The sequence below is a fragment of the Serinicoccus sp. CNJ-927 genome (assembly GCF_001942435.1).
GTDB classification, from domain to species: Bacteria; Actinomycetota; Actinomycetes; order Actinomycetales; family Dermatophilaceae; genus Ornithinicoccus; species Ornithinicoccus marinus.
In genome coordinates this window covers 382,485-402,950 of sequence record NZ_MKKF01000011.1, presented here as the reverse complement: position 1 = coordinate 402,950, position 20,466 = coordinate 382,485, and the positions used below count along the sequence as shown (strand labels likewise).

Sequence of the window (20,466 nt, the reverse complement as noted above, 5' to 3'; positions counted from 1 at the left end):
ACCCTGCGACACGAGGAGACCGATGACCGCCACCGACGTCGGCACGGACCGCGACCGCCCCGGCACCGGGGTGAGCGTCGCGCTCTTCGCCACGTGCTTCAACGACACGATGTGGCCCGAGGCCCCGCGCGCCACCGTCACCCTGCTCGAGCGCCTGGGCTGCCGCGTGGCCTTTCCGCGGGAACAGACGTGCTGCGGGCAGATGTTCACCAACACCGGGTATGCCGACGCCGCCACCCCGCTCGTGCGCCGCTTCGTCGACGTCTTCGACGGCTTCGACCACGTGGTCGCGCCCAGCGGCTCCTGCGTCGGATCGGTCCGGGAGCAGCACGCCATGCTGGCCCGACGGGCCGGTGACCACGGGCTGGAGCGCGAGGTCGAGGAGCGGGCCCCGCGGGTGCGCGAGCTGTCCGAGTTCCTCGTCGACGTGCTCGGGGTCACCGACGTCGGGGCCTACTACCCGCACCGGGTCACCTACCACCCCACCTGCCACAGCCTGCGCATGCTCGGGGTCGGCGACAAGCCGCTGCGGCTGCTGCGCGAGGTGCGGGGCCTGGACCTCGTCGAGCTGCCGCGCGCGACCGAGTGCTGCGGCTTCGGCGGGACCTTCGCGGTGAAGAACGCCGACACCTCCATCGCCATGGGCGCCGACAAGGCCCGGCACGTCCGCGACACCGGCGCCGAGGTGCTCGCCGCGGGCGACAACTCCTGTCTGGCGCACATCGGCGGGATCCTGGACCGGCAGCGCTCGGGAGTGCGCACCGTGCACCTCGCGCAGATCCTCGCCGCGACCGAGGAGGACCCGGCGTGAGCGGCATACCGGCGCAGCAGACGTCGTCCACCTTCCTCGGCATGCCCTCCTTCCAGCGCGCCGCGAAGGGCGCCCTCGCCGACACCCAGCAGCGCCGCAACCTCGCGCACGCGACCGCCACGATCCGCGCCAAGCGGGCCGCCGTGGTGGGCGAGGTCGCCGACTGGGAGGCGCTGCGCGTCGCCGGGGCGGACGCCAAGGACGAGGCGCTGCACCACCTGCCCGACTACCTCGAGCAGCTCGAGGCCAACCTCACCGCGCGCGGCGCGACCGTGCACTGGGCCCGCGACGCGGCCGAGGCCAACCAGGTCGTCATCGACGTCGCCCGGGCCCAGGGCACCGACGAGGTGGTCAAGGTCAAGTCGATGGCCACCCAGGAGATCGAGCTCAACGAGGCGCTCGAGGAGGCCGGGATCGCCGCCTGGGAGACCGACCTGGCCGAGCTCATCGTGCAGCTCGGCGAGGACCGCCCCAGCCACATCCTGGTGCCGGCCATCCACCGCAACCGGGCCGAGATCCGGGAGATCTTCCGGCGCGAGATGGGCGGGGCCGGGCGGGCCGCGCCCGAGGACCTCACCGACGAGCCGGCGCGGCTGGCCGAGGCGGCGCGGCTGCACCTGCGGGAGAAGTTCCTGCGCGCCAAGGTCGCCGTCTCCGGCGCCAACTTCGCGGTCGCCGACACCGGCACGCTCGTCGTCGTCGAGTCCGAGGGCAACGGCCGCATGTGCCTCACGCTCCCCCAGACGCTGGTGAGCATCGTCGGGGTGGAGAAGGTGCTGCCGACCTTCGCCGACCTCGGCACGATGATGCAGCTGCTGCCCCGCTCCAGCACCGGCGAGCGGATGAACCCCTACACCTCCACCTGGACCGGCGTCACCCCCGGCGACGGGCCGCAGGAGGTGCACGTCGTGCTCCTCGACAACGGCCGCAGCCGGGTGCTCGCCGACGAGGTCGGCCGGGAGGCGCTGCGCTGCATCCGCTGCTCGGCCTGCCTCAACGTCTGCCCGGTCTACGAGCGGGCCGGTGGGCACGCCTACGGCTCGGTCTACCCCGGGCCCATTGGCGCGGTGCTCAACCCGCAGCTGCGCGGTGTCTCCTCCGACGTCGACAAGAGCCTGCCCTACGCCAGCTCGCTGTGCGGCGCCTGCTTCGAGGCCTGCCCGGTGCGGATCGACATCCCCTCCCTCCTGGTCCACCTGCGCACCCAGGTCGTCGACGAGGCCAGTGGGCGCAGCGCGGAGGCCGCGGGTATGCGCGCCGCCTCCTGGGTCTTCGGCGACCACCGCCGGCTCGAGGCCGCGCAGAAGGCGGCCACGATCGGCGGTCGGCTGCTCGGCGACCGGACCATCCGGTCGGTGCCGGGTCTGGGCGCCTGGGCCCAGCGCGCGACGTGCCGACCCCACCCACCGAGACCTTCCGGCAGTGGTGGGCGCGCACCCACCGCAACGACGGGCATACCGGGGAGGACGCGTGAGCGCGCGCGAGGAGATCCTGACGCGGCTGCGCGAGGCCACCGCCGACGTGACCACCCCTGTCGGCGCGCGCGGCGAGGTGCCGACCATCTCGGCCGCCCCGGCGTCCGCGGCGGGGACCCTGGACCTCTTCGTGGACAACGTCGCCGACTACCGCGCCACCGTCGTCCCCTGCGCCCCGGACCGGGTCGGAGCGGAGGTGGCCGCTGCGCTGGCCCGCGGCCGGGCGCACGCCGTGCTCGTGCCCGACGGGCTCGAGGCGACCTGGGTGGAGCCCTCGCAGGCGGCCGGGATGTGGCTGCGCCGCGACACCGGTGAGGACGGCAGCCCGCTGAGCCCTGGCGCGCTGGACGAGATCGACGCGGTGGTGACGGCGGCCCGCGTCGGCATCGCGACCACCGGCACCATCGTGCTGGACCACACCGAGGACCAGGGCCGCCGGGCGCTCACCCTCGTGCCCGACCAGCACGTCTGCGTGATCCGCGCCGACCAGGTCGTCCACGACGTGCCCGAGGCGGTCGCCCTCCTGGACCCTGCCCGCCCGTTGACCTGGATCAGCGGCCCGAGCGCGACCAGCGACATCGAGCTGGACCGGGTCGAGGGCGTCCACGGGCCCCGCGTCCTCGACGTCGTCGTGGTGGGCTGACCCGCCCTGCCGCTCCCCGAGGACCTGAGCAGAGAAAGGTGCTCGAGACGCGTGCTGCAGCGCCTGTGTGGGGAGTGTTTCTCTGCTCAGGACGCCGAGGGTGTGGCCCACCTGCCCCCATCGCCGATCCGGCGTCACTCCCCCCGCAGCACGTCGACGTGGACGTGGTCGAGGTGGCGCAGCACCGGGTCCTGCGAGCCGCCGGGGACGCGGTAGTCCTGCCAGCCCCGGACCGACTCACGCACCCCCCAGTAGTGGTCGTCGAAGATGACGTACTGCACCGACAGCTCCTCGGCGTGCGCCACGAGCCACTGCGCGAGGATCCAGCCGCGGTCCCGGTTGGCCTCGCTCACGGGCCGGACGAAGACGTCGACCGCCCGTCCGTCGTAGTGCGTGGACTCCGCGCCGTGGCCGGAGTCGACCCCGCCCGGGGCGAAGCCGCCGGTGGGCAGGTCGGGGAAGGAGCGCCGGACCTCCTCGAGCACGGTCTGGGCCCGCGGCGTGAGGCCGTCGGCGGTGAGCTCCTGCGCCACGACGTCGGGGGCGCTCGTCCGGCAGGTCAGCGCGGTGCTCTCGCGAGCACCCCTGACGGCCTCGACGACGCCCTCCGGTATGCCCGCCCCGGCCGGGGCGGCCACGTCACCGTCGCCGGCGGCCGTCGCGGCCGCGGCCTGCGCCTGCTCCCGGTCCAGCGGCACCCGCTCACCGGCCACGACGACCGAGCACGGCGCCGCGGCCCGCTCGGCCCACCCGACCACCGGCCGCCAGGTGAGCACCGCCACCGCGGCGAGCAGCACCAGGGCGACGACGGCGACCCAGGTCCGCCGGGGCGGGGTGGGTGGGGGCATACCACCATCGTGCCGTGCGCTGCTGGCCCGCGGCTGGGAGCCGACCGGCGTAGCGTTGCCCCATGAGCGAGCCCTATTACGCGCAGGACGTCCCGGACACCCACCGGCCCTACGTCGCGGCCCCCGACCGGCACCAGAAGCTGGACTACCGCCGGGTGGGCGAGAGCGGACTGCTGCTGCCGCCGCTGTCCCTGGGGCTCTGGTACAACTTCGGCGACAACCGGCCGTTCGACACCCAGCGGGAGATCCTGCGCCGCGCCGTCGACGAGGGCATCACGCACTTCGACCTCGCCAACAACTACGGCCCGCCCTACGGCTCCGCGGAGGAGAACTTCGGGCGCATGATGCGCACCGACTTCACGCCCTACCGGCACGAGCTGGTGCTCTCGACCAAGGCCGGGTGGGACATGTGGCCCGGACCTTACGGCATGCTCGGCTCGCGGAAGTACCTCCTGACCAGCCTGGAGGAGTCGCTGCGCCGCATGAGCGTGGAGGCCGTCGACATCTTCTACTCCCACCGCGCGGACGAGGACACGCCCGTCGCGGAGACCATCGGGGCGCTCGACACCGCGATCCGCCAGGGCAAGGCGCTGTGTGCCGGGATCTCCAGCTACTCCCCGGAGCGCACCGCCGAGGCCGTCGCCGTGGCGCGAGACCTGGGCACGCCGCTGGTCATCCATCAGCCGGCCTACAGCATGCTCAACCGGTGGCCCGAGGACGGCCTGCTCACGACGCTGTCGGAGCACGGCATGGGCTCGATCGGGTTCACCGCGCTCGCCCAGGGACTGCTGACCGACAAGTACCTCGGCGACGACGAGGCCCAGCGCTCGATGCAGCGTCCCTCCTTCGACGAGGGGGTGCTCACCGAGGACAACCTGGAGCGGCTGCGCGGGTTGGCCGCCGTGGCCCAGCGGCGCGGGCAGAGCCTGGCCCAGATGGCGCTGTCCTGGGCGATCCGGCCCGGTGGGGTGACCTCGACCCTCATCGGCGTCTCCAGCGTGCGGCAGCTCGAGGAGAACCTCGCGGCCGCCCACCGCACCGACTTCACCGACGAGGAGATCGCCGAGATCGACCGGCTGTCGGGCAGCACCGAGGGGGTCGACCTCTGGGCGGCCTCTGCCGACATCGAGTGAGTCACTAGGCTTCGCCCCGTGACCGAGGCACCCCTGGACTACCCCATCGACGACCTGCTCGACGTGCTCGACCTGCGCCGGGAGGGCAGCACCACCATCCGGGTCACCTCGCCCGAGGGGTTGGGTGAGGACCTGGCGGACTCGCAGGGCGACGTCTTCTCCGCTCGCAGCCAGCCCATGCCGCACGGCCGCGTCTTCGGCGGCCAGGTGATCGCCCAGTGCCTCATCGCTGCGGGCCGCACGGTCGAGCCGGTGGAGGACGGCACCGACCCCGCGCCGCTGGACCGCCCGATCCACTCGATGCACGGCTACTTCCTGCGCGCGGGCGACGCCGACCGTCCGCTGCGCTTCCTCGTCGAGCGCATGCGCGACGGGCGCAGCTTCAGCGCCCGGCGGGTGCACGCCGTGCAGGACGGGCGCATCCTCATGTCGATCATCATGTCCTTCCAGGAGCAGGCCGGCGGCCTGGAGCACCAGATCGCGATGCCCGACGTCCCCGGGCCGGACGGTCTCCGCTCGGACCGGCAGGTCCTCGAGCAGGTGCCGCACCCTGTGGCGCAGGAGACCGCGCGGCGCCGACCGGTCGAGCTGCGCCACGTGGAGCCGCTGCTGCTCGGCCCGACCGAGCCGGGACCGGGCGAGCAGTCGGTGTGGTTGCGGATCGCCCGCGAGCTGCCGCAGGACCCGCTGCTGCACGCGGCGATCCTGGCCTACGCCTCGGACTACGTGCTGCTCGAGCCGGTGCTGCGGCGTCACGGCCTGGGCTGGGGCGACCCGCGGCTGCGTCCGGCGAGCCTGGACCACTCCATGTGGTTCCACCGCCCGGCACGGGTCGACGACTGGGTGCTCTACACCCAGAGCTCCCCGTCCGCGCAGTCCGGTCGGGGGTTGGGGACGGGGCACATGTTCGCCGCCGACGGGACGCTGCTCGCGACCGTCGGACAGGAGGGCATGGTGCGGCTCAAGGGGTCCGCGGACCACTGAGCGCTGACGCTGCGTCAGGGTAACGATCCGGTCACGACGGGATCCCTGTACCAACTCGCTGTAGACACCCTGGGAACCCCGGACGATACTGCCAAGGGTCACCTCTGGGGATCACGCGGCTCGTCGACGGAGACGGGCTGTCCAGCGGCGGCGTCCCACCGTTCCAAGCAAAGGACACACTGTGCACCAGCCATCTGCTCGCCGGAGGACGCGCCTGCTGGCGCTCGTCGGCGCAGGGGCCGTCGTCGCACCGCTGGCCCTGGTCGCCCCCGCAGCATGGGCGAACCCGGAGATCACGGTCAACGAGGACGGGACCTACATCGTCATGCTCGCGGACAGCTCGCTGGCCGCCTACGAGGGCGGCGTCAGCGGCATCCCCGCGACCAAGCCCGCCGAGGGGGAGAAGCTCAGCACCACGAGCGCCGCCGCCGAGGAGTACACCGCATACCTCGACCGGCAGCAGAACGCCGTGCTCGACTCGGTCGGCCTGGACCGGGCGGACGCCCGCTACACCTACTCGACCTCGTTCAACGGCTTCACCGCCGAGCTGACCGGCTCGCAGGTGTCCGCCCTGCGCAAAGACCCCGCCGTCGCCGCGGTGTGGGAGGACGAGGTCCGGACCACCGACACCATCACCACCCCGGACTACCTGGGCCTGACCGGCGAGGACGGCGTCTGGAACACCCAGTTCGGCGGCGACGCCGACGCGGGTGCGGGCATGGTCGTCGGCATCATCGACACCGGCTTCTGGCCGGAGAACCCCAGCTTCGCCGCGCTGCCGGGCGACCCGGAGCCGCCCGCCGACTGGAACGGTGAGTGCGTCGAGGGCGACTCGGCCGACCCGGCCGACAACGTGGAGTGCAACAGCAAGGTCATCGGCGCGCGGTACTACCCCGAGGGCAACAACACCGCGTTCGACTTCCTGTCGCCGCGCGACACCGACGGTCACGGCAGCCACGTGGGTGGCACCTCGGCCGGCAACATCGACGTCCCCATGGACTTCGCCGGCACCGAGCTGGGCACCGGCAGCGGTATGGCGCCGGCCGCCCACCTCGCGTTCTACAAGGCGCTCTGGGCGACCGAGGACGGCGGCGGCAGCGGCACGACCGGTGGCCTGGTCGCCGCGATCGACGACGCGGTCGCGGACGGTGTGGACGTCATCAACTACTCGGTCTCCGGTTCCTCGCAGTTCGTGGTGACCGCTGACGAGCTGGCCTTCTTCGACGCCGCGAACGCCGGCGTCTTCGTGTCGACCTCGGCCGGCAACTCGGGCGACGACCTGGGTCCGGGCTCGGTCGCGCACAACTCGCCGTGGACCACGACGGTCGCCGCCTCCACGCACGACCGCACCAACTCGGCCGAGGTCGAGCTGGGCGACGGGCCACCCGTCACCCGCGTCTCCGGCACCGACCGGTACGACACCGCGGCCCAGATCGCCGCGGCCTACCCGGAGGGCGTGGACACCGTCTACATCGCCACCGGCAACCAGTTCGCCGACGCGCTGTCCGGCGCCGCGGCCGCCTCGCAGGGCCTGGTCCCCGCGACCGGTCTCGACCAGCCGGCGGTCGCTCCCGACGGCTCGCCCGCCCCGGTGCTGCTCACCAAGGTCGACGAGATCCCGGGCGCCACCATGGACGCGCTGGAGTCGATCGACCCCGACAACATCGTCGTGCTCGGCGGTGAGGTCGCGGTCTCCGACAGCGTCGCGGAGGAGCTGGAGGACTACGGCACGGTGACCCGTGTCGCGGGTGCCGACCGCTACGAGACCGCCGCCCTGGTCGCGCAGCAGTACGGCGACGCGGACCACGTCTACGTCGCCACCGGACAGGACGAGGCCTTCCCGGATGCGCTGTCCGGCTCCGCGCTCGCCGGGAGCGAGGGCGTGCCCGTGCTGCTCACCAAGACCGACCGGGTGCCCAACTCGGTCCGTGAGGCACTTGCCGCGATGGGCGACCCCGAGGTGCACGTCATCGGTGGGCCCAAGGCCGTGACCGGTGACGTCTTCGAGGAGCTCGGCGCCTCTGAGCGCCTCGCCGGCAAGGACCGGTACGGCACGTCCGTCGCCGTCGCCGAGCAGTTCGGCTTCAGCGCGGACGACCCGGCGCCCGTGGTGCACACCGCCACCGGGCGCGACTACCCGGACGCTCTCGCGGGGTCGGCACTCGCCGGCTACCAGGGCGTGCCCGTCATGCTGAGCCGCCCCGACCGGGTGCCCAGCGTCGTGCTCGACGGCATGGAGGCGCTGGCTCCCGAGTCCGCGGTCATCCTCGGTGGCGAGGGTGCGCTGAACGACGACGTCCGGATCCAGATCAAGGCGCTGTTCGCGGACAGCACTCAGACCTATGCCGGCATCAGCGCCGGTGCAGGTGCCGGCCCGGCCCCGCTGGTCAACTCGGTCGACATCCCCGCTGCGGGCGCGACCGCCGACCAGGCGCTGCTGTGCCTGCCGGGCTCGCTGGACGCGGCCGAGGCTGCGGACCACATCGTCATCTGCACCCGCGGCACCAACGCCCGGGTGGAGAAGAGCGAGACGGTCGAGGCCGCCGGTGGTGTCGGCATGATCCTGGCCAACAACACCAACGACGAGTCGCTCAACGGCGACTTCCACTCGGTGCCCACGATCCACGTCAACGGCACGGCCGGTGACGCGATCAAGGAGTACGAGGCCTCCGACCCCGACCCGATGGCCACCATCTCGGCCTCCGGCGAGGCCCGGAGATCACCGTCCCGGAGATGGCCGGCTTCAGCTCCTACGGCCCGGCGATCGCCGGTGGCGGGGACCTGCTCAAGCCGGACATCACCGCCCCGGGTGTCGACGTCATCGCCGCGGTCTCCCCGGCCGGGTCCGCCAGTGGCAGCAACTTCGACAGCCTCTCCGGCACCTCCATGTCCGCCCCGCACATCGCCGGCCTGGCCGCGCTGATGATGCAGGACAACCCGGACTGGGGCCCGATGGGCGTCAAGTCCGCCATGATGACGACGGCCGACCCGACCAACTCCGAGGGCGAGCTGATCAACTACGCCGGTGCGCCGGCCAGCCCGCTCCACTACGGGTCCGGTGAGGTCGAGCCGGGTGTTGCCTACGACACGCCGCTGGTCTACGACTCGGGTGCCGAGGACTGGCTGGCCTACGCCTGCGCCATCGGCCAGCTGCAGCTGGTCGGCTTGGCCGCCATCTGCGAGGACATCGGCACGACCGATGCGAGCGACCTCAACTACCCGAGCATCGCCATCGGTGACCTGGGCGGCGCGCAGACCGTCACCCGCACCGTGACCGACGCGACGGGCGACGGTGGCACGTTCACCGCCGAGGTCGAGGCGCCCCCGGGCGTCGACGTGGTCGTCGAGCCCGCCACGGTCACCGTGGAGCCCGGTGGCACGGCGACCTTCACGGTCTCGTTCACCACCGCGGGTGCGCCGCTGGACGAGTGGACCTTCGGGTCGCTCACCTGGACTGGTCCCGGCGCCGACGTGACGAGCCCGCTGGCCATCCGGCCGGTGGCCATGGGTGCGCCGGAGGAGATCCGCGGCGACACCACCGAGGGCTCGGCGACCTTCGAGGTCACCCCGGGCTTCACCGGTGAGCTCACCTCGGTCGTGCACGGCCTCATGGCCTCGCAGGTCACCGAGGTGGAGGTCACCTCCGACGGCCCGGCCGGTGGCGCCGACTACGACGACTACACTCAGACGGTCACGGTGCCGGAGGGCACCACGGCCATCCGGGTCGAGGTCGTGGAGTCGGAATGGACGCCGGCCGAGCTCGACCTGGACCTCTTCCTGGAGGACAGCGACGGCAACGTCGTCGCACAGTCGGCCGCCGGTGGCTCGGACGAGTCGATCACGATGATGGCGCCTGCCCCGGGCGATTACACCGTGGCCGTCGACTACTGGAACGGCGCCGCTGGTGCGTCGGCCAACGGTCCGCTCCACGTCTTCACGCCGTCCGCGGACGAGGGCAACATGTCGGTCACGCCGTCCCCGGTGACGGTGGTCGCCGGCACGCCGCTGGACCTGACCGCCGCCTGGACCGGGCTGGAGGCCGCCACCCGCTACATGGGTGCGATCGGCTACAGCGACGGCACCGAGGAGGTCGCCTACACCCTGGTCTCGGTCAACACGCCGTGACCTCGGCCGGCCGGGGCGCAGCGCCCCGGCCGGTCACCGCGACGGGCCCGCCTCTCCCACCGGGAGGGGCAGGCCCTTCGCCTTCCCCCGAACGGCCGCGCGGTCTACGTCGACCGACCGCGCGGTATGCCTCAGGCCGACGGCTCCCGCACGTCGGCGATGGCGTCGGCGGCACGGACCAGTCCCAGGTGGCTGAACGCCTGCGGGTAGTTGCCCAGCATCCGACGCGAGGCCGGGTCGTACTCCTCGGCGAGCAGGTCCAACGGCGCCCCGGCGTCCACGCATGCGTGCATGAGCCGCTCGGCGTCCTCGATCCGGCCGGAGCGGGCATACTGCTCGACCAGCCAGAACGTGCAGATGAGGAAGGGTGCCTCTCCCCCGGCGAGACCGTCCATGTTGTCGCTCTCGGTCATCCGGTAGCGGTGCAGGAAGCCCTCGTCGTCGACGAGCTCGCGCTCCAGCCGCTCGACCGTGGCGAGCATGCGCGGGTCGTCGTAGCCGCAGAAGCCGGTGTGCGGGATCTGCAGCAGCGAGGCGTCCACCTCGTCGGCGCCGTAGGTCTGCCGGAAGGCTCCGTCCGGGCCCACGCCCTGCTCCTCGATCTCCCGGCGGACCCGGTCGCGCAGCTCGCGCCAGTGCTCCACGTCGCCGCGCAGGCCGTGCTCCTCGACGGCCCGGATCCCCTGGTCGAAGGCGGCCCACACCATGACCCGGCCGTGGGTGAAGAAGTGCTTGTCGCCGCGCATCTCCCAGATGCCGTGGTCGGGCTCGTCGAGCCGCTCGGCCTGGGTGGCGAGCATCATCTTCTGGATCCCCCAGCTGTAGCCGTCCTCAGCGATGCCGGCGTCCCGCAGGTCGGCCAGGGCGAGCATGACCTCGCCGATGACGTCGGCCTGGTACTGCGACGCGGCGCCGTTGCCGATGCGGACCGGGCGGGAGTCGGCATACCCCTGCAGGTGGTCCAGCTCGCGCTCGAGGAGGTCGCGCTCACCGGCCAGGCCATACATGATCCGCAGCTGGTTGGCGTGGCCGGCGATGGCGCGCAGCAACCAGTCCTTCCACGCCTGCGCCCCGCCGTCGAGCCCGTGCATGATCATCGCCTGGAGGGTGAGCGCGGAGTCGCGCAGCCACGTGAAGCGGTAGTCCCAGTTGCGCTCGCCGCCCGGGTCCTCGGGCAGCGAGGTGGTCGCTGCGGCGACGATGCCGCCGGTGTCGGTATGCGTCAACGCCCGCAGGACGGTCAGCGAGCGCGTCACCTGCCGCGCCCAGGGACCGGTCGCCTGGATCTGCCCGCTCCAGCCACGCCAGTCCCGGATGGTCTCCTCGAGCACCGCGGGGACGTCGATCCGCGCGGGCAGCGGCTTCCACGATGCCTGGCCGGTCAGCACCCAGGCCAGCTCCTCCCCCTCGTCCAGGGTGTGCCGGGCCCGGTGCGCGTCCTCCTCGCGGACCGCCTCGGGCAGCGGGCCGTGCAGGATGAGTCGCGAGGGCCCACCGACCGCGGTGAGCACCTCCTCGGTCCGGCCGTCCTCCTCCTCGACCGTGGTCCGGTGCACCCACGGCCGCACCGTGGCGTACTCGAAGCGCATGACCAGCTCGTGCTCGACCTCGACCCGTCCGGAGGTGCACCGCACCACCCGGACGATGTCGGAGCGGCCGTCGACGTGCGGCATGAAGGTCGTCACCTCGGCGGCGCCGTCGGGGCCTCGCCAGCGCGTGCGGAAGACGAAGGTGCCCTCGACGTAGTCGCGGTCCTCGACCTCGCCGTCGACGACGCGGATCAACCAGCGCCCGTCCTGCTCGGTCCCGAGCAGGGAGGCGAAGACGGAGGGCGAGTCGAAGCGGGGCAGGCAGAGCCAGTCCACGCTGCCCTCGGGTGAGACGAGCGCGGCGGTGCGCATGTCGCCGACCACCGCGTAGTCGCCGATGGGGACGTCCGGGCCAGGGTTCTCCGCCGCAGTCATACCCAGGATTCTGTCAGCCGCGTGCGGCGCGTCCGGCACCCCTGCCGCCCGCGCGTGGCGGTGCACACCTGCGGCACAGGTGGGCGGTGCACCATAGAGCGACCGGTCGGCCGCACCCGTGGGTGGCTGACCGCCCGTGACGGACGAGCGAGAGGACACCGGCGATGTGGTGGAGCGACCTGCTGTGGGGTGTGTGGAACGGCCTGACGGCGTGGGTGGTGCTCATCGCGCACGTCTTCGGCGCGTGGGAGCAGTTCCCCTTCTACAACGAGATGCGTGCCGGCAACTGGTACGACCTCGGCTTCCTCATGGGTGCCGGCTCACCGCTGCTCGGGATGCTGCGCTCGCGGTCAGGCTGAGCCGTCGACACCGCTGATGGGCAGCCGCCGCCGCGAGGCGTAGTCGCGGTCCTGCCCGGTGACCGGGTCGACGAAGGACAGCCCGGCCGCGAGCAGCTGCAGCGGCGTGCCGAGGTCGTCGGGGTCGACCGGCCGGACCGTGGGATAGAGCGGGTCGCCGTCGATGGGCATGCCGAGCCCGGCGAGGTGCACCCGGAGCTGGTGGGTGCGGCCGGTCTGCGGCGTGAGCCGGTAGTGCCCACGACCCGCACGCTCGCCGAGCAGCTCCACGTGGGTGACCGCGTCGGGCTCTCCGGCGACCGAGCGCGCCTGCAGCGAGCCGCGCTCCTTGACGATCCGGGTGCGGACGGTGAGCGGGAGGTCCACGTCGTCTCGGGCGGGGGCGAGCGCCTCGTAGGTCTTGCGCAGACCGCCGGCCTGGACCATCCGCTGGTAAGCAGCGCGGGCCGAGGCGCGGGTAGTGAGGAGCAGGACGCCGCTGGTCAGCCGGTCGAGGCGGTGGACCGGCGCGATCTCCGGCAGGTCCAGCGCCCGACGCAGCCGCACCACGACGGTCTCCGCGACGTGCCGGCCGCGGGGCATCGTCGCCAGGAAGGGCGGCTTGTCCACGACCAGCAGCCCGGTGCCCTCGTCGTGCTCGAGGACGTCGACCTCGAACGGGACCGGCACCTCCTGCGGCAGGTCGCGGTAGAGGTGGACCACCCGCCCGGCCGGTATGCCGTCCCGCGGTCGACACGGGTGCCGTCCGCGAGGCGGATCTCGCCGACGGCGAGGCGGCGGGCGATCCCGTCCTCGTCGCCGGTGCGCTCGACGAGGAAGGCGACGACGCTCTCCCAGGAAGCCTCCAGGGGCATGCGGACGCGCGCCGGCCCCAGCCCGTCACGCGGCGGCAACGGGGGCTGGGGGCGGGGGCGGGGGGGCATACCGTGCGGACCGGGTGGCCGGTCCACGAGGCTCAGTCGCTCAGTCGCTCAGTCGCTCCGTCGCTCAGTCGCGGGTGAGCTTGCGGTGGGTCACCCGGTGCGGGCGGGCGGCCTCGACGCCGAGGCGCTCGACCTTGTTCTCCTCGTAGGCGCCGAAGTTGCCCTCGAACCAGTACCAGTTCGCCGGCTCGGAGTCGGTGCCCTCGTAGGCGAGGATGTGGGTCGCGACGCGGTCGAGGAACCACCGGTCGTGGCTGATGACCACGGCGCACCCGGGGAAGTTGAGCAGCGCGTTCTCCAGGCTGCCGAGGGTCTCGACGTCGAGGTCGTTGGTCGGCTCGTCCAGCAGCAGCAGGTTGCCGCCCTCCTTGAGGGTGAGGGCGAGGTTGAGGCGGTTGCGCTCACCGCCGGAGAGCACCCCGGCCTTCTTCTGCTGGTCCGGGCCCTTGAAGCCGAACTGGCTGACGTAGGCGCGGCTGGGGATCTCGACCTGCCCGACCTGGATGAAGTCCAGCCCGTCGGAGACGACCTCCCAGAGGGACTTCTCGGCGGCGATGCCGCCGCGTGACTGGTCGACGTAGGAGATCTCGACGGTCTCACCGACCTTGACCTCCCCGGCGTCCGGATCCTCGAGCCCGACGATGGTCTTGAACAGCGTGGTCTTGCCGACGCCGTTGGGGCCGATGACCCCGACGATGCCGTTGCGCGGCAGCGTGAAGGTCAGGTCGTCGATGAGGGTGCGCTCGCCGAAGCCCTTCGTGAGGTTCTTGACCTCGATGACCTGGCTGCCCAGCCGCGGGCCCGGCGGGATCTGGATCTCCTCGAAGTCGAGCTTGCGGGTGCGCTCGGCCTCGGCCGCCATCTCCTCGTAGCGGGCCAGGCGCACCTTGTTCTTGGTCTGCTTGGCCTTGGGGTTGGAGCGGACCCACTCCAGCTCGTTCTCCAGCCGCTTGGCGAGCTTGGCGTCCTTCTTGCCCTGGACGGCCAGCCGCTCGCGCTTCTTCTCCAGGTAGGTGGAGTAGTTGCCCTCGTAGGGGTAGAGCCGACCGCGGTCGACCTCGGCGATCCACTGCGCCACGTTGTCGAGGAAGTAGCGGTCGTGGGTGACGGCCAGGACGGCGCCCGGGTAGGACGCGAGGTGCTGCTCCAGCCACTGCACCGACTCGGCGTCGAGGTGGTTGGTGGGCTCGTCGAGCAGCAGCAGGTCCGGCTTGGACAGCAGCAGCTTGCACAGGGCGACCCGGCGGCGCTCACCACCGGACAGGACGGTGACGTCGCTGTCCCCCGGGGGGCAGCGCAGCGCGTCCATCGCCTGGTCGAGCTGGGCGTCGAGGTCCCAGGCGTCGGCGTGGTCGATCTCCTCCTGGAGCGTGCCCATCTCGGCCATGAGGGCGTCGAAGTCGGCGTCGGGCGACGACATCTCCTCGCCGATGGCGTTGAAGCGGTCGACCTTCTGCTTGATCTCGCCGAGCCCCTCCTCGACGTTGCCGAGCACGGTCTTGTCCTCGTTGAGCGGCGGCTCCTGCTCGAGGATGCCGACCGAGTAGCCGGGGGTGAGCCGGGCCTCGCCGTTGGACGGCTGGTCCATGCCGGCCATGATCTTGAGGATCGTGGACTTGCCCGCGCCGTTGGGCCCCACGACGCCGATCTTGGCGCCGGGGTAGAAGGACATCGTCACGTCGTCGAGGATCACCTTGTCGCCGTGCGCCTTGCGGGCACGCGTCATGGTGTAGATGAATTCGGCCATGCCGCCAGGGTATAAGGGCGGGCGGGCCGAGTCCGAATCTCCGGGCCCGGCCCGCCCGCGCTCAGGCGCTGCGGGCCAGGGCGGCGTCGGCCTGCTCATCATCCTGCACCACGCCGTCCGCGTCGGTCGTGATCTCCGCGTCGGGCACCTCCCCGTCGGGCACCTCCTCGGACGAGGCGACCGGCCCGCCGGTCCTCTCCTCCAGCGCCCCGACGACCCCGCCGCCCCCGTGCTCCGGCGGGGCCTGGTCGTGGGCGCTCGTCGGGTCGGGGTCGTAGGCGACCTTGCCCCGGGTGAAGCTGCTCACCCCGAAGGTCACGTCGTGCCCGATGCTGTCGACGGTGACGCTGACGCGCGTGCCGCTCGCGTCGCCGGCCTTCCACTCGCGCAGCGCCAGCTTGCCGTGGGCGAGGACCGGGTCCCCCTTGCGAAAGCTGGCCAGGGCGGTGGCCCCGGTCCCCCGGAAGCACTGCAGGTCGACATACGTCGTGTTCTCGGTGATCCAGGCCTCCTGGCCGGCATCGAAGCGCCGTCGGTTGACCGCGATCGGCACGACGGCGAACGGCTTGCCCGAGGCGTGACTGACCTTGCGCTCGGGGTCGCGGGTCAGGTTGCCGGCGACGGTGACGGTCATCTCGTTGATCATGGTGCGTTCCCCTCCTGGACGTCCCACCCGCGGATGCGGGCGTGCCCCCACCCTGACCATCCCGGACGCCGGTGACTACCGGTATACCGGGATCTGTGGACGAGCGCCGCGCCCGGCGCAGGGTGTGGACGGGAGCGTCAGGCGGCGGCCTGGTCGAGCAGGGTGCGGGTCTTCTCGTGCCGGTCCAGCACCGTCATGACCGGCTTGCGCACGTGCCGGTAGGAGACCTCGTCGATGGCGTCGTCGAGCACCTGCTGCACGTGCCGCCGGCGTCGCGCGGCACCGACCCCGGCCGCGAGCCGGCCGATCAGGGCGAGCAGCAGCCCGGCCAGCACCCCGCCGACGAGCAGCGCCAGCGGGATCGGCACGGGGCCCCAGAAGGGCGCGTCCATCGGGAGCTGCAGCCAGCCCAGGACGACGAGCAGCACGAGCCACAGCAGCCCGGCCACCGCGGTCGTGGCGAAGAGCAGCTGCAGCATGCCGAGCACCGACCACCAGAAGGGGGGGCGGGTGCGCAGCGGCACCCCCACGATCGCCTGGTCGAGCGCGTCGGCGAGGGTGTCCTCCGGCGGGCTGGCCGCCTCGAGCACCGCGTCCGCCCAGCGCTGCGGGAGCTGCCCGCCCACGTCCTCACCGAGGCGTCGGGTGGCGAGCTGCACGTTGGCGCGGGCGGCCGGCGTCGGGCTCGGCAGCGAGGAGCGGCCGAGCACGGCGCGCACGTCGGAAGGCGCGATCCCGGCCTCACCGGGTGAGTCGTCGCCGAGCCGCAGCCGGCGCAACGGGTCCGGGCGCAGCCCCGCGACCCAGCGGGTGAAGGGCCAGCCGGTCCGTGCGGCAGCCCGGCGGCGGTAGTCGCGGTCCACCGCGTCGAGCACCACGGGGACGCCGGAGGCGACGGTGAGCGCCTGGTGCAGCCGCTGGTCGGCCTCCTGCCCGAGCTCCGGGGTCTGGTCGGCCGTCCCGCGCTCGCGCACCCGGTCGGCGCTGGAGCGCAGGTCCGCCACCAGGCGCGCCTCGGCCGCGTTGCGCGCGCCGACGACCTCGCCGATCCGGTCGCGCAGCTCGGGTATGCCCTGCTGCGTCCGCGCCGAGGTGGCGATGATGTCGTGCTCGCCGGCCCCGTCGGCCTGCACGAGGCGGCGCAGGTCGGCGGCGATCTGCTCGACCCCGCCCTCCTCGCGGATCCGGTCGACCTGGTTGAGGACGACGAGCATGACCGCGTCGTGGTGGCGCAGCGGCCGGAGGTAGTCGTCGTGCAGCCGGGCGTCGGCATACTTCTGCGGGTCGGCGACCCAGACGAAGACGTCGGCCCGCTCCAGGATGCGGTCGGCCTCGACCCGGTGCCGCAGCTCGCGGGAGTCGACGTCGGGCAGGTCGACGAGGACCAGCCCGTCCAGCCCGGCGTTGTCCTCGGTCATCGTCACGTGGTGGCGGTTGGCCACCCCGAGCCAGTCCAGCAGCTCGGCGGCGTCCTCGTCGCCCCACACGGCGGCCCCGGCCTCCGCGGTGGTGGGGCGACGGGGGCTGATCGCGGAGACGTCCTCGCCGGTCAGGGCGTTGAAGAGGCTCGACTTGCCCGAGCCGGTGGCGCCGGCGAGCGCGACGACCGTCCGGCCACCGGCGATCGCCCACCGCTCACCGACCCGGCCGAGCACCTCCCGGGCGGCACCGGCGGACTCCTGCTCCAGCTCGGGCCCACCGACGTCCAGCGCGGTGGACAGGTGCTCCGAACGCTCCACGACGGTGTGCTCGGCGATGGCGTTGCCCTTGCCCTTCCTCATCAGCGTGCCCCCTCGACCTGCGCCGCGGCCGACTCCAGCTCCTCGATCGGCTCCGGCGACACCGGCACCGACTCCGCCAGCACACCGTCGAAGCGGGCCTGCTCGGCGGCATACAGGGCGCGCACCTTGACGACGAGGTCGTCGCGGGCACGCGCCGCCATCCGACGGACCGCCTCGTCGCCGAAGACGGCCTCCAGCAGGCGCTGGGCGAGCACGGCCGAGCCGGCGCCGACGGCGACCTCGGCCCCGGTCGGGATGAAGGCGGTCGCGCTGAAGACGACGACCATGAGCAGGACGCCGAGCCCGTTGACGCCGAAGGCGAGGTAGCGCGCGGTCGTGCGTCGCGACCCGGCCTCCTCCTTGACCATCTCCAGGATGTCGCGCTGCCAGTCGCGGATCAGCCGCTCCACCTGCTCGGTGAAGCCCGGCGAGGCCTTGCCGAGCTCGGGGTGCTCCTCGACCAGGCCCCGGCCGCCGGGCGCCTGCTTCCACGCGCGGGCGGCGGTGCTGGCGGCGACCTGCCCGTGCGAGGTGATGAGCGCCGCGGCCCCGGTCTGCAGCGCCTCGCCCAGCGGCTCGGAGGTGACCTCCTTGCCGGTGAAGAAGGAGGCCAGCCGGTCACGGATCCGCCCGACGCCCGCCTCGATCGAGCGGAAGAACTCACCGGTCCCGACCAGCTCGTGCCAGCGCGCGAGCACCTCGCCGCGCAGCAGCGACCCGTCCTGGACTCCCTCGCCGACCGACTCCAGCGCGTCCCGGTATGCCTGCTCCGGCGCCTGCTGCAGCGCGCCCAGCGCCTCGACCTGGTGCCTGCCGGCCGTGGCGAGCGCCTGCGCGCGGGCACCGAGCGAGCCGAGCGTGCCGGCGAGGGTGCGGCGGATGACGACCGAGCGTGCCCGGGCGTCGCTGGCCAGCGAGTGCAGCCAGCCGCGCAGCCGCTCGCTCTGCTTGCCTGGGATGGCGCCGTCGTCGAGGTCGACCTCGGGGACGGTGAAGATCGGGGACTGCCCGAGGCCCTGCTCGCGCAGCATGGTGGCGAGGTGCACCCGCACCTGCTCCATCGCCTCCGGCGGCACCCGGTTGAGCACGATGGCGACCGAGGTCCCGCGCTCGCTGGCCTCGCGCAGCAGGCCCCACGGGACGGCGTCGGCATACCGGGACGCGGTGGTGACGAAGAGCCACAGGTCGGCGGCGGAGAGCAACTGCTTGGAGAGCTGGCGGTTGGCCTCGACCACCGAGTCGATGTCGGGAGCGTCCAGGAGCGCGAGCCCGGCGGGGAGCGCGTCTGCGGCCACCAGCCGCACCGCTCCCGGGTCCTCGACCTCGGCCGCGTCGCCGCGCACCCGGGCCAGCCCGGGTAGCACCCTGGTGTCGGTGAACCAGCGCGCGTCGTCGGGGTGGTGCACGAGCACCGAGGCCTTCGTCGTCGGCCGCAGGATGCCGGCCCTGCTGACCTCCTCGCCGACGACAGTGTTGACCAGCGTCGACTTGCCGGCGCCGGTCGACCCGCCGACGACGGCGAGCAGCGGCGCGTCGAGGGAACGCAGCCGCGGCAGGACGTAGTCGTCGAGCTGCTGCTCGAGCTCGCGGCGGGCCGTGCGGGCCTCCTGCGCGCCGTCCAGGTCGAGCGGGAGCGCGACCTCCCCGGCACCCGAGCGGAGCCTCTCGACAGCAGCGAGCAGCGCAGCGGGGTCCGAAGTCACGGCCCTAGTGTGGCCCTCGGGCCGCCGTCCACCAAGACGAACCGCCGGGCCGCTCAGCTGCGCGTCGCGTCGGCGTGCGCCAGCAGCGCCTTGGACTCCCCGAGGAAGCGTTCGGCGTGCTCGCCGAACCACTCCTCGACCTCGCCGAACTGCCGGACGAAGGCCTCGCGGTCGCCGGTGCGCAACAGCTCGATGGCCCGGGCGTAGCGCCGGTGGTAGCGCTCGATGAGCTCCAACGCGTCCGAGGAGCCGGTGATGATGTCGAAGTAGAGCTCGGCGTCCTGCGCGAAGAGGCGGCCGACCATGACCAGCTCGAGCCGGTAGATCGGCGAGGACAGCGCGAGGAGGGTGTCGAGGTCGCGGTCCTCGTGCGCCAGGTGCCAGCCGTAGGCGAAGGTCGAGAAGTGCCGCAGCGCCTGGATCAGACCCATCGCGTGGTCGTGCTCGTCGGCGTCGACCTCGTGCACCCGGGCGCCCCACAGCCGCACCTGCTCGACCAACCAGATGCTCGCGCCCGGGTCGCGCCCCGGCACCGCCGCGACGACCTGCTTGGCGAAGCTGTCGACGTCGGGGCCGAACATCGGGTGCATCCCCAGCACCGGCCCGGGGTGGGTCTCCAGCATCGCCCGCATGACCTCCCGCTTGGTGGAGGTGAGGTCGACGAGCAGGCAGTCGGCGGGCAGCGCGGGCAGGCCGCGCACCACCCCGACCGTGTCGTGGATCGGCACCGAGACGAGCACCATCCCGGCACCGTGCACCGCGGCCGCGACCTGCTCGGGGGTGTCGTCGCGCTCGACGACGCGCACGTCATACCCGGACAGCGCGAACATCCGCCCCCACAGCGCGCCCATCCGCCCCGCCCCGCCGACGACCACGACCGGGCCGAGGTCGGGTGCCTGCCGGGTGAAGCCCATGTTCTTCTCGTGGGTGTATGCCTCGCGCATGCACCGGCGCAGCACGTCCTCGACGAGGTCGGGCGGCAGGCCGCGCTCGGCGGCGCGCTCGCGCTTCGTGGCGATCATCGCGCGTTCCCGCGCGGGGTCGTAGATCGGCAACCCGTGCCGCCCCTTGACCTCCCCCACCTGGGAGACGAGCTCCAGCCGGCGCGCGAGCAGCTCCATCACCTGGGCGTCGACGTCGTCGATCTGGTCCCGCAGCGGCGCCAGGGCCTCCTGCGCCCCCGAGGGTGTGCTCATGGCGACCGATCCTAGAGGAGCGCGCACTAGACTGGGACGCTCCGGCCCCCGTAGCTCAATGGATAGAGCAACGGCCTTCTAATCCGTCGGTTGCGCGTTCGAGTCGCGCCGGGGGCACCGATCGGAGC

Annotated in this window: 14 protein-coding genes, 1 tRNA gene and 2 pseudogenes; 9 read left to right on the top strand and 8 right to left on the bottom strand. The window is 72.8% G+C overall.

The features are described 5' to 3' along the window. Nucleotides 1–22 precede the first annotated feature (22 nt). The 3 genes and pseudogenes from BJF86_RS05900 to BJF86_RS19505 all read left to right on the top strand — a co-directional run bounded on the left by BJF86_RS05900 (nucleotide 23) and on the right by BJF86_RS19505 (nucleotide 2,929). On the top strand, nucleotides 23–811 hold the full coding sequence (locus BJF86_RS05900) for a (Fe-S)-binding protein (RefSeq protein ID WP_022924290.1): 789 nt from the start codon (nucleotides 23–25) through the stop codon (nucleotides 809–811). A 41-nt stretch (nucleotides 812–852) separates the two neighbouring features. Further along, nucleotides 853–2,285 (top strand): annotated as a pseudogene (locus tag BJF86_RS05895) (LutB/LldF family L-lactate oxidation iron-sulfur protein). Nucleotides 2,286–2,551: 266 nt separating this feature from the next. Continuing rightward, complete coding sequence (locus BJF86_RS19505; protein ID WP_321166151.1) at nucleotides 2,552–2,929, top strand: LutC/YkgG family protein; 378 nt, start codon at nucleotides 2,552–2,554, stop codon at nucleotides 2,927–2,929. 134 nt (nucleotides 2,930–3,063) lie between these two features. Here BJF86_RS19505 and BJF86_RS05885 read toward each other — a convergent pair whose 3' ends face one another. After that, entirely contained in the window at nucleotides 3,064–3,777 is a 714-nt protein-coding gene (locus BJF86_RS05885) for a hypothetical protein (protein ID WP_075817329.1), read from the bottom strand. 62 nt (nucleotides 3,778–3,839) lie between these two features. Here BJF86_RS05885 and BJF86_RS05880 point away from each other — a divergent pair, with 62 nt between their 5' ends. From BJF86_RS05880 to BJF86_RS05865, 4 genes and pseudogenes are all read left to right on the top strand, one after another. Further along, a complete protein-coding gene (locus BJF86_RS05880) occupies nucleotides 3,840–4,910 on the top strand; it encodes an aldo/keto reductase (protein ID WP_075817327.1) in 1,071 nt (356 codons plus the stop codon). 18 nt (nucleotides 4,911–4,928) lie between these two features. Continuing rightward, nucleotides 4,929–5,894 carry an acyl-CoA thioesterase gene (locus tag BJF86_RS05875; RefSeq protein WP_075817325.1) on the top strand — a complete coding sequence of 322 codons (966 nt, stop codon included), beginning with the start codon at nucleotides 4,929–4,931 and terminating at the stop codon, nucleotides 5,892–5,894. A 325-nt stretch (nucleotides 5,895–6,219) separates the two neighbouring features. After that, nucleotides 6,220–8,535, top strand: a pseudogene (locus BJF86_RS18735) (cell wall-binding repeat-containing protein); the annotation flags it as partial. 92 nt (nucleotides 8,536–8,627) lie between these two features. Beyond that, complete coding sequence (locus BJF86_RS05865; RefSeq protein WP_075817321.1) at nucleotides 8,628–10,019, top strand: S8 family serine peptidase; 1,392 nt, start codon at nucleotides 8,628–8,630, stop codon at nucleotides 10,017–10,019. 131 nt (nucleotides 10,020–10,150) lie between these two features. Here BJF86_RS05865 and BJF86_RS05860 read toward each other — a convergent pair whose 3' ends face one another. After that, nucleotides 10,151–11,983: a glycoside hydrolase family 15 protein gene (locus BJF86_RS05860; protein WP_075814994.1), complete on the bottom strand. Its 1,833-nt coding sequence runs from the start codon at nucleotides 11,981–11,983 to the stop codon at nucleotides 10,151–10,153. 164 nt (nucleotides 11,984–12,147) lie between these two features. On the opposite strand from BJF86_RS05860, the gene BJF86_RS05855 reads away from it, so the two are divergent. Further along, nucleotides 12,148–12,342: a hypothetical protein gene (locus tag BJF86_RS05855; protein ID WP_075817319.1), complete on the top strand. Its 195-nt coding sequence runs from the start codon at nucleotides 12,148–12,150 to the stop codon at nucleotides 12,340–12,342. On the opposite strand, the gene BJF86_RS05850 is transcribed toward BJF86_RS05855, so the two are convergent. From BJF86_RS05850 to tyrA, 6 genes are all read right to left on the bottom strand, one after another. After that, nucleotides 12,334–13,044 carry a pseudouridine synthase gene (locus tag BJF86_RS05850; RefSeq protein WP_237768096.1) on the bottom strand — a complete coding sequence of 237 codons (711 nt, stop codon included), beginning with the start codon at nucleotides 13,042–13,044 and terminating at the stop codon, nucleotides 12,334–12,336. The genes BJF86_RS05855 and BJF86_RS05850 overlap by 9 nt on opposite strands. Before the next feature lie 285 nt (nucleotides 13,045–13,329). Continuing rightward, nucleotides 13,330–15,012, bottom strand: a complete 1,683-nt coding sequence (ettA, locus tag BJF86_RS05845; protein WP_075817317.1) for an energy-dependent translational throttle protein EttA — start codon at nucleotides 15,010–15,012, stop codon at nucleotides 13,330–13,332. 61 nt (nucleotides 15,013–15,073) lie between these two features. Then, nucleotides 15,074–15,646 carry a single-stranded DNA-binding protein gene (locus BJF86_RS05840; RefSeq protein ID WP_158068378.1) on the bottom strand — a complete coding sequence of 191 codons (573 nt, stop codon included), beginning with the start codon at nucleotides 15,644–15,646 and terminating at the stop codon, nucleotides 15,074–15,076. 149 nt (nucleotides 15,647–15,795) lie between these two features. Beyond that, nucleotides 15,796–17,439: a YfjP family GTPase gene (locus tag BJF86_RS05835; protein WP_075815002.1), complete on the bottom strand. Its 1,644-nt coding sequence runs from the start codon at nucleotides 17,437–17,439 to the stop codon at nucleotides 15,796–15,798. Then, the gene (locus BJF86_RS05830; protein ID WP_075815004.1) at nucleotides 17,439–19,142 is read right to left on the bottom strand and encodes a dynamin family protein; all 1,704 of its coding nucleotides are present in this window, start codon (nucleotides 19,140–19,142) and stop codon (nucleotides 17,439–17,441) included. Before BJF86_RS05830 ends, BJF86_RS05835 begins: the two co-directional genes overlap by 1 nt. 53 nt (nucleotides 19,143–19,195) lie before the next feature. After that, complete coding sequence (gene tyrA, locus BJF86_RS05825; protein ID WP_075815005.1) at nucleotides 19,196–20,338, bottom strand: bifunctional chorismate mutase/prephenate dehydrogenase; 1,143 nt, start codon at nucleotides 20,336–20,338, stop codon at nucleotides 19,196–19,198. 44 nt (nucleotides 20,339–20,382) lie between these two features. Here tyrA and BJF86_RS05820 point away from each other — a divergent pair. Next, nucleotides 20,383–20,455, top strand: a tRNA-Arg gene (locus tag BJF86_RS05820). The last annotated feature ends 11 nt before the right edge of the window (nucleotides 20,456–20,466 follow it).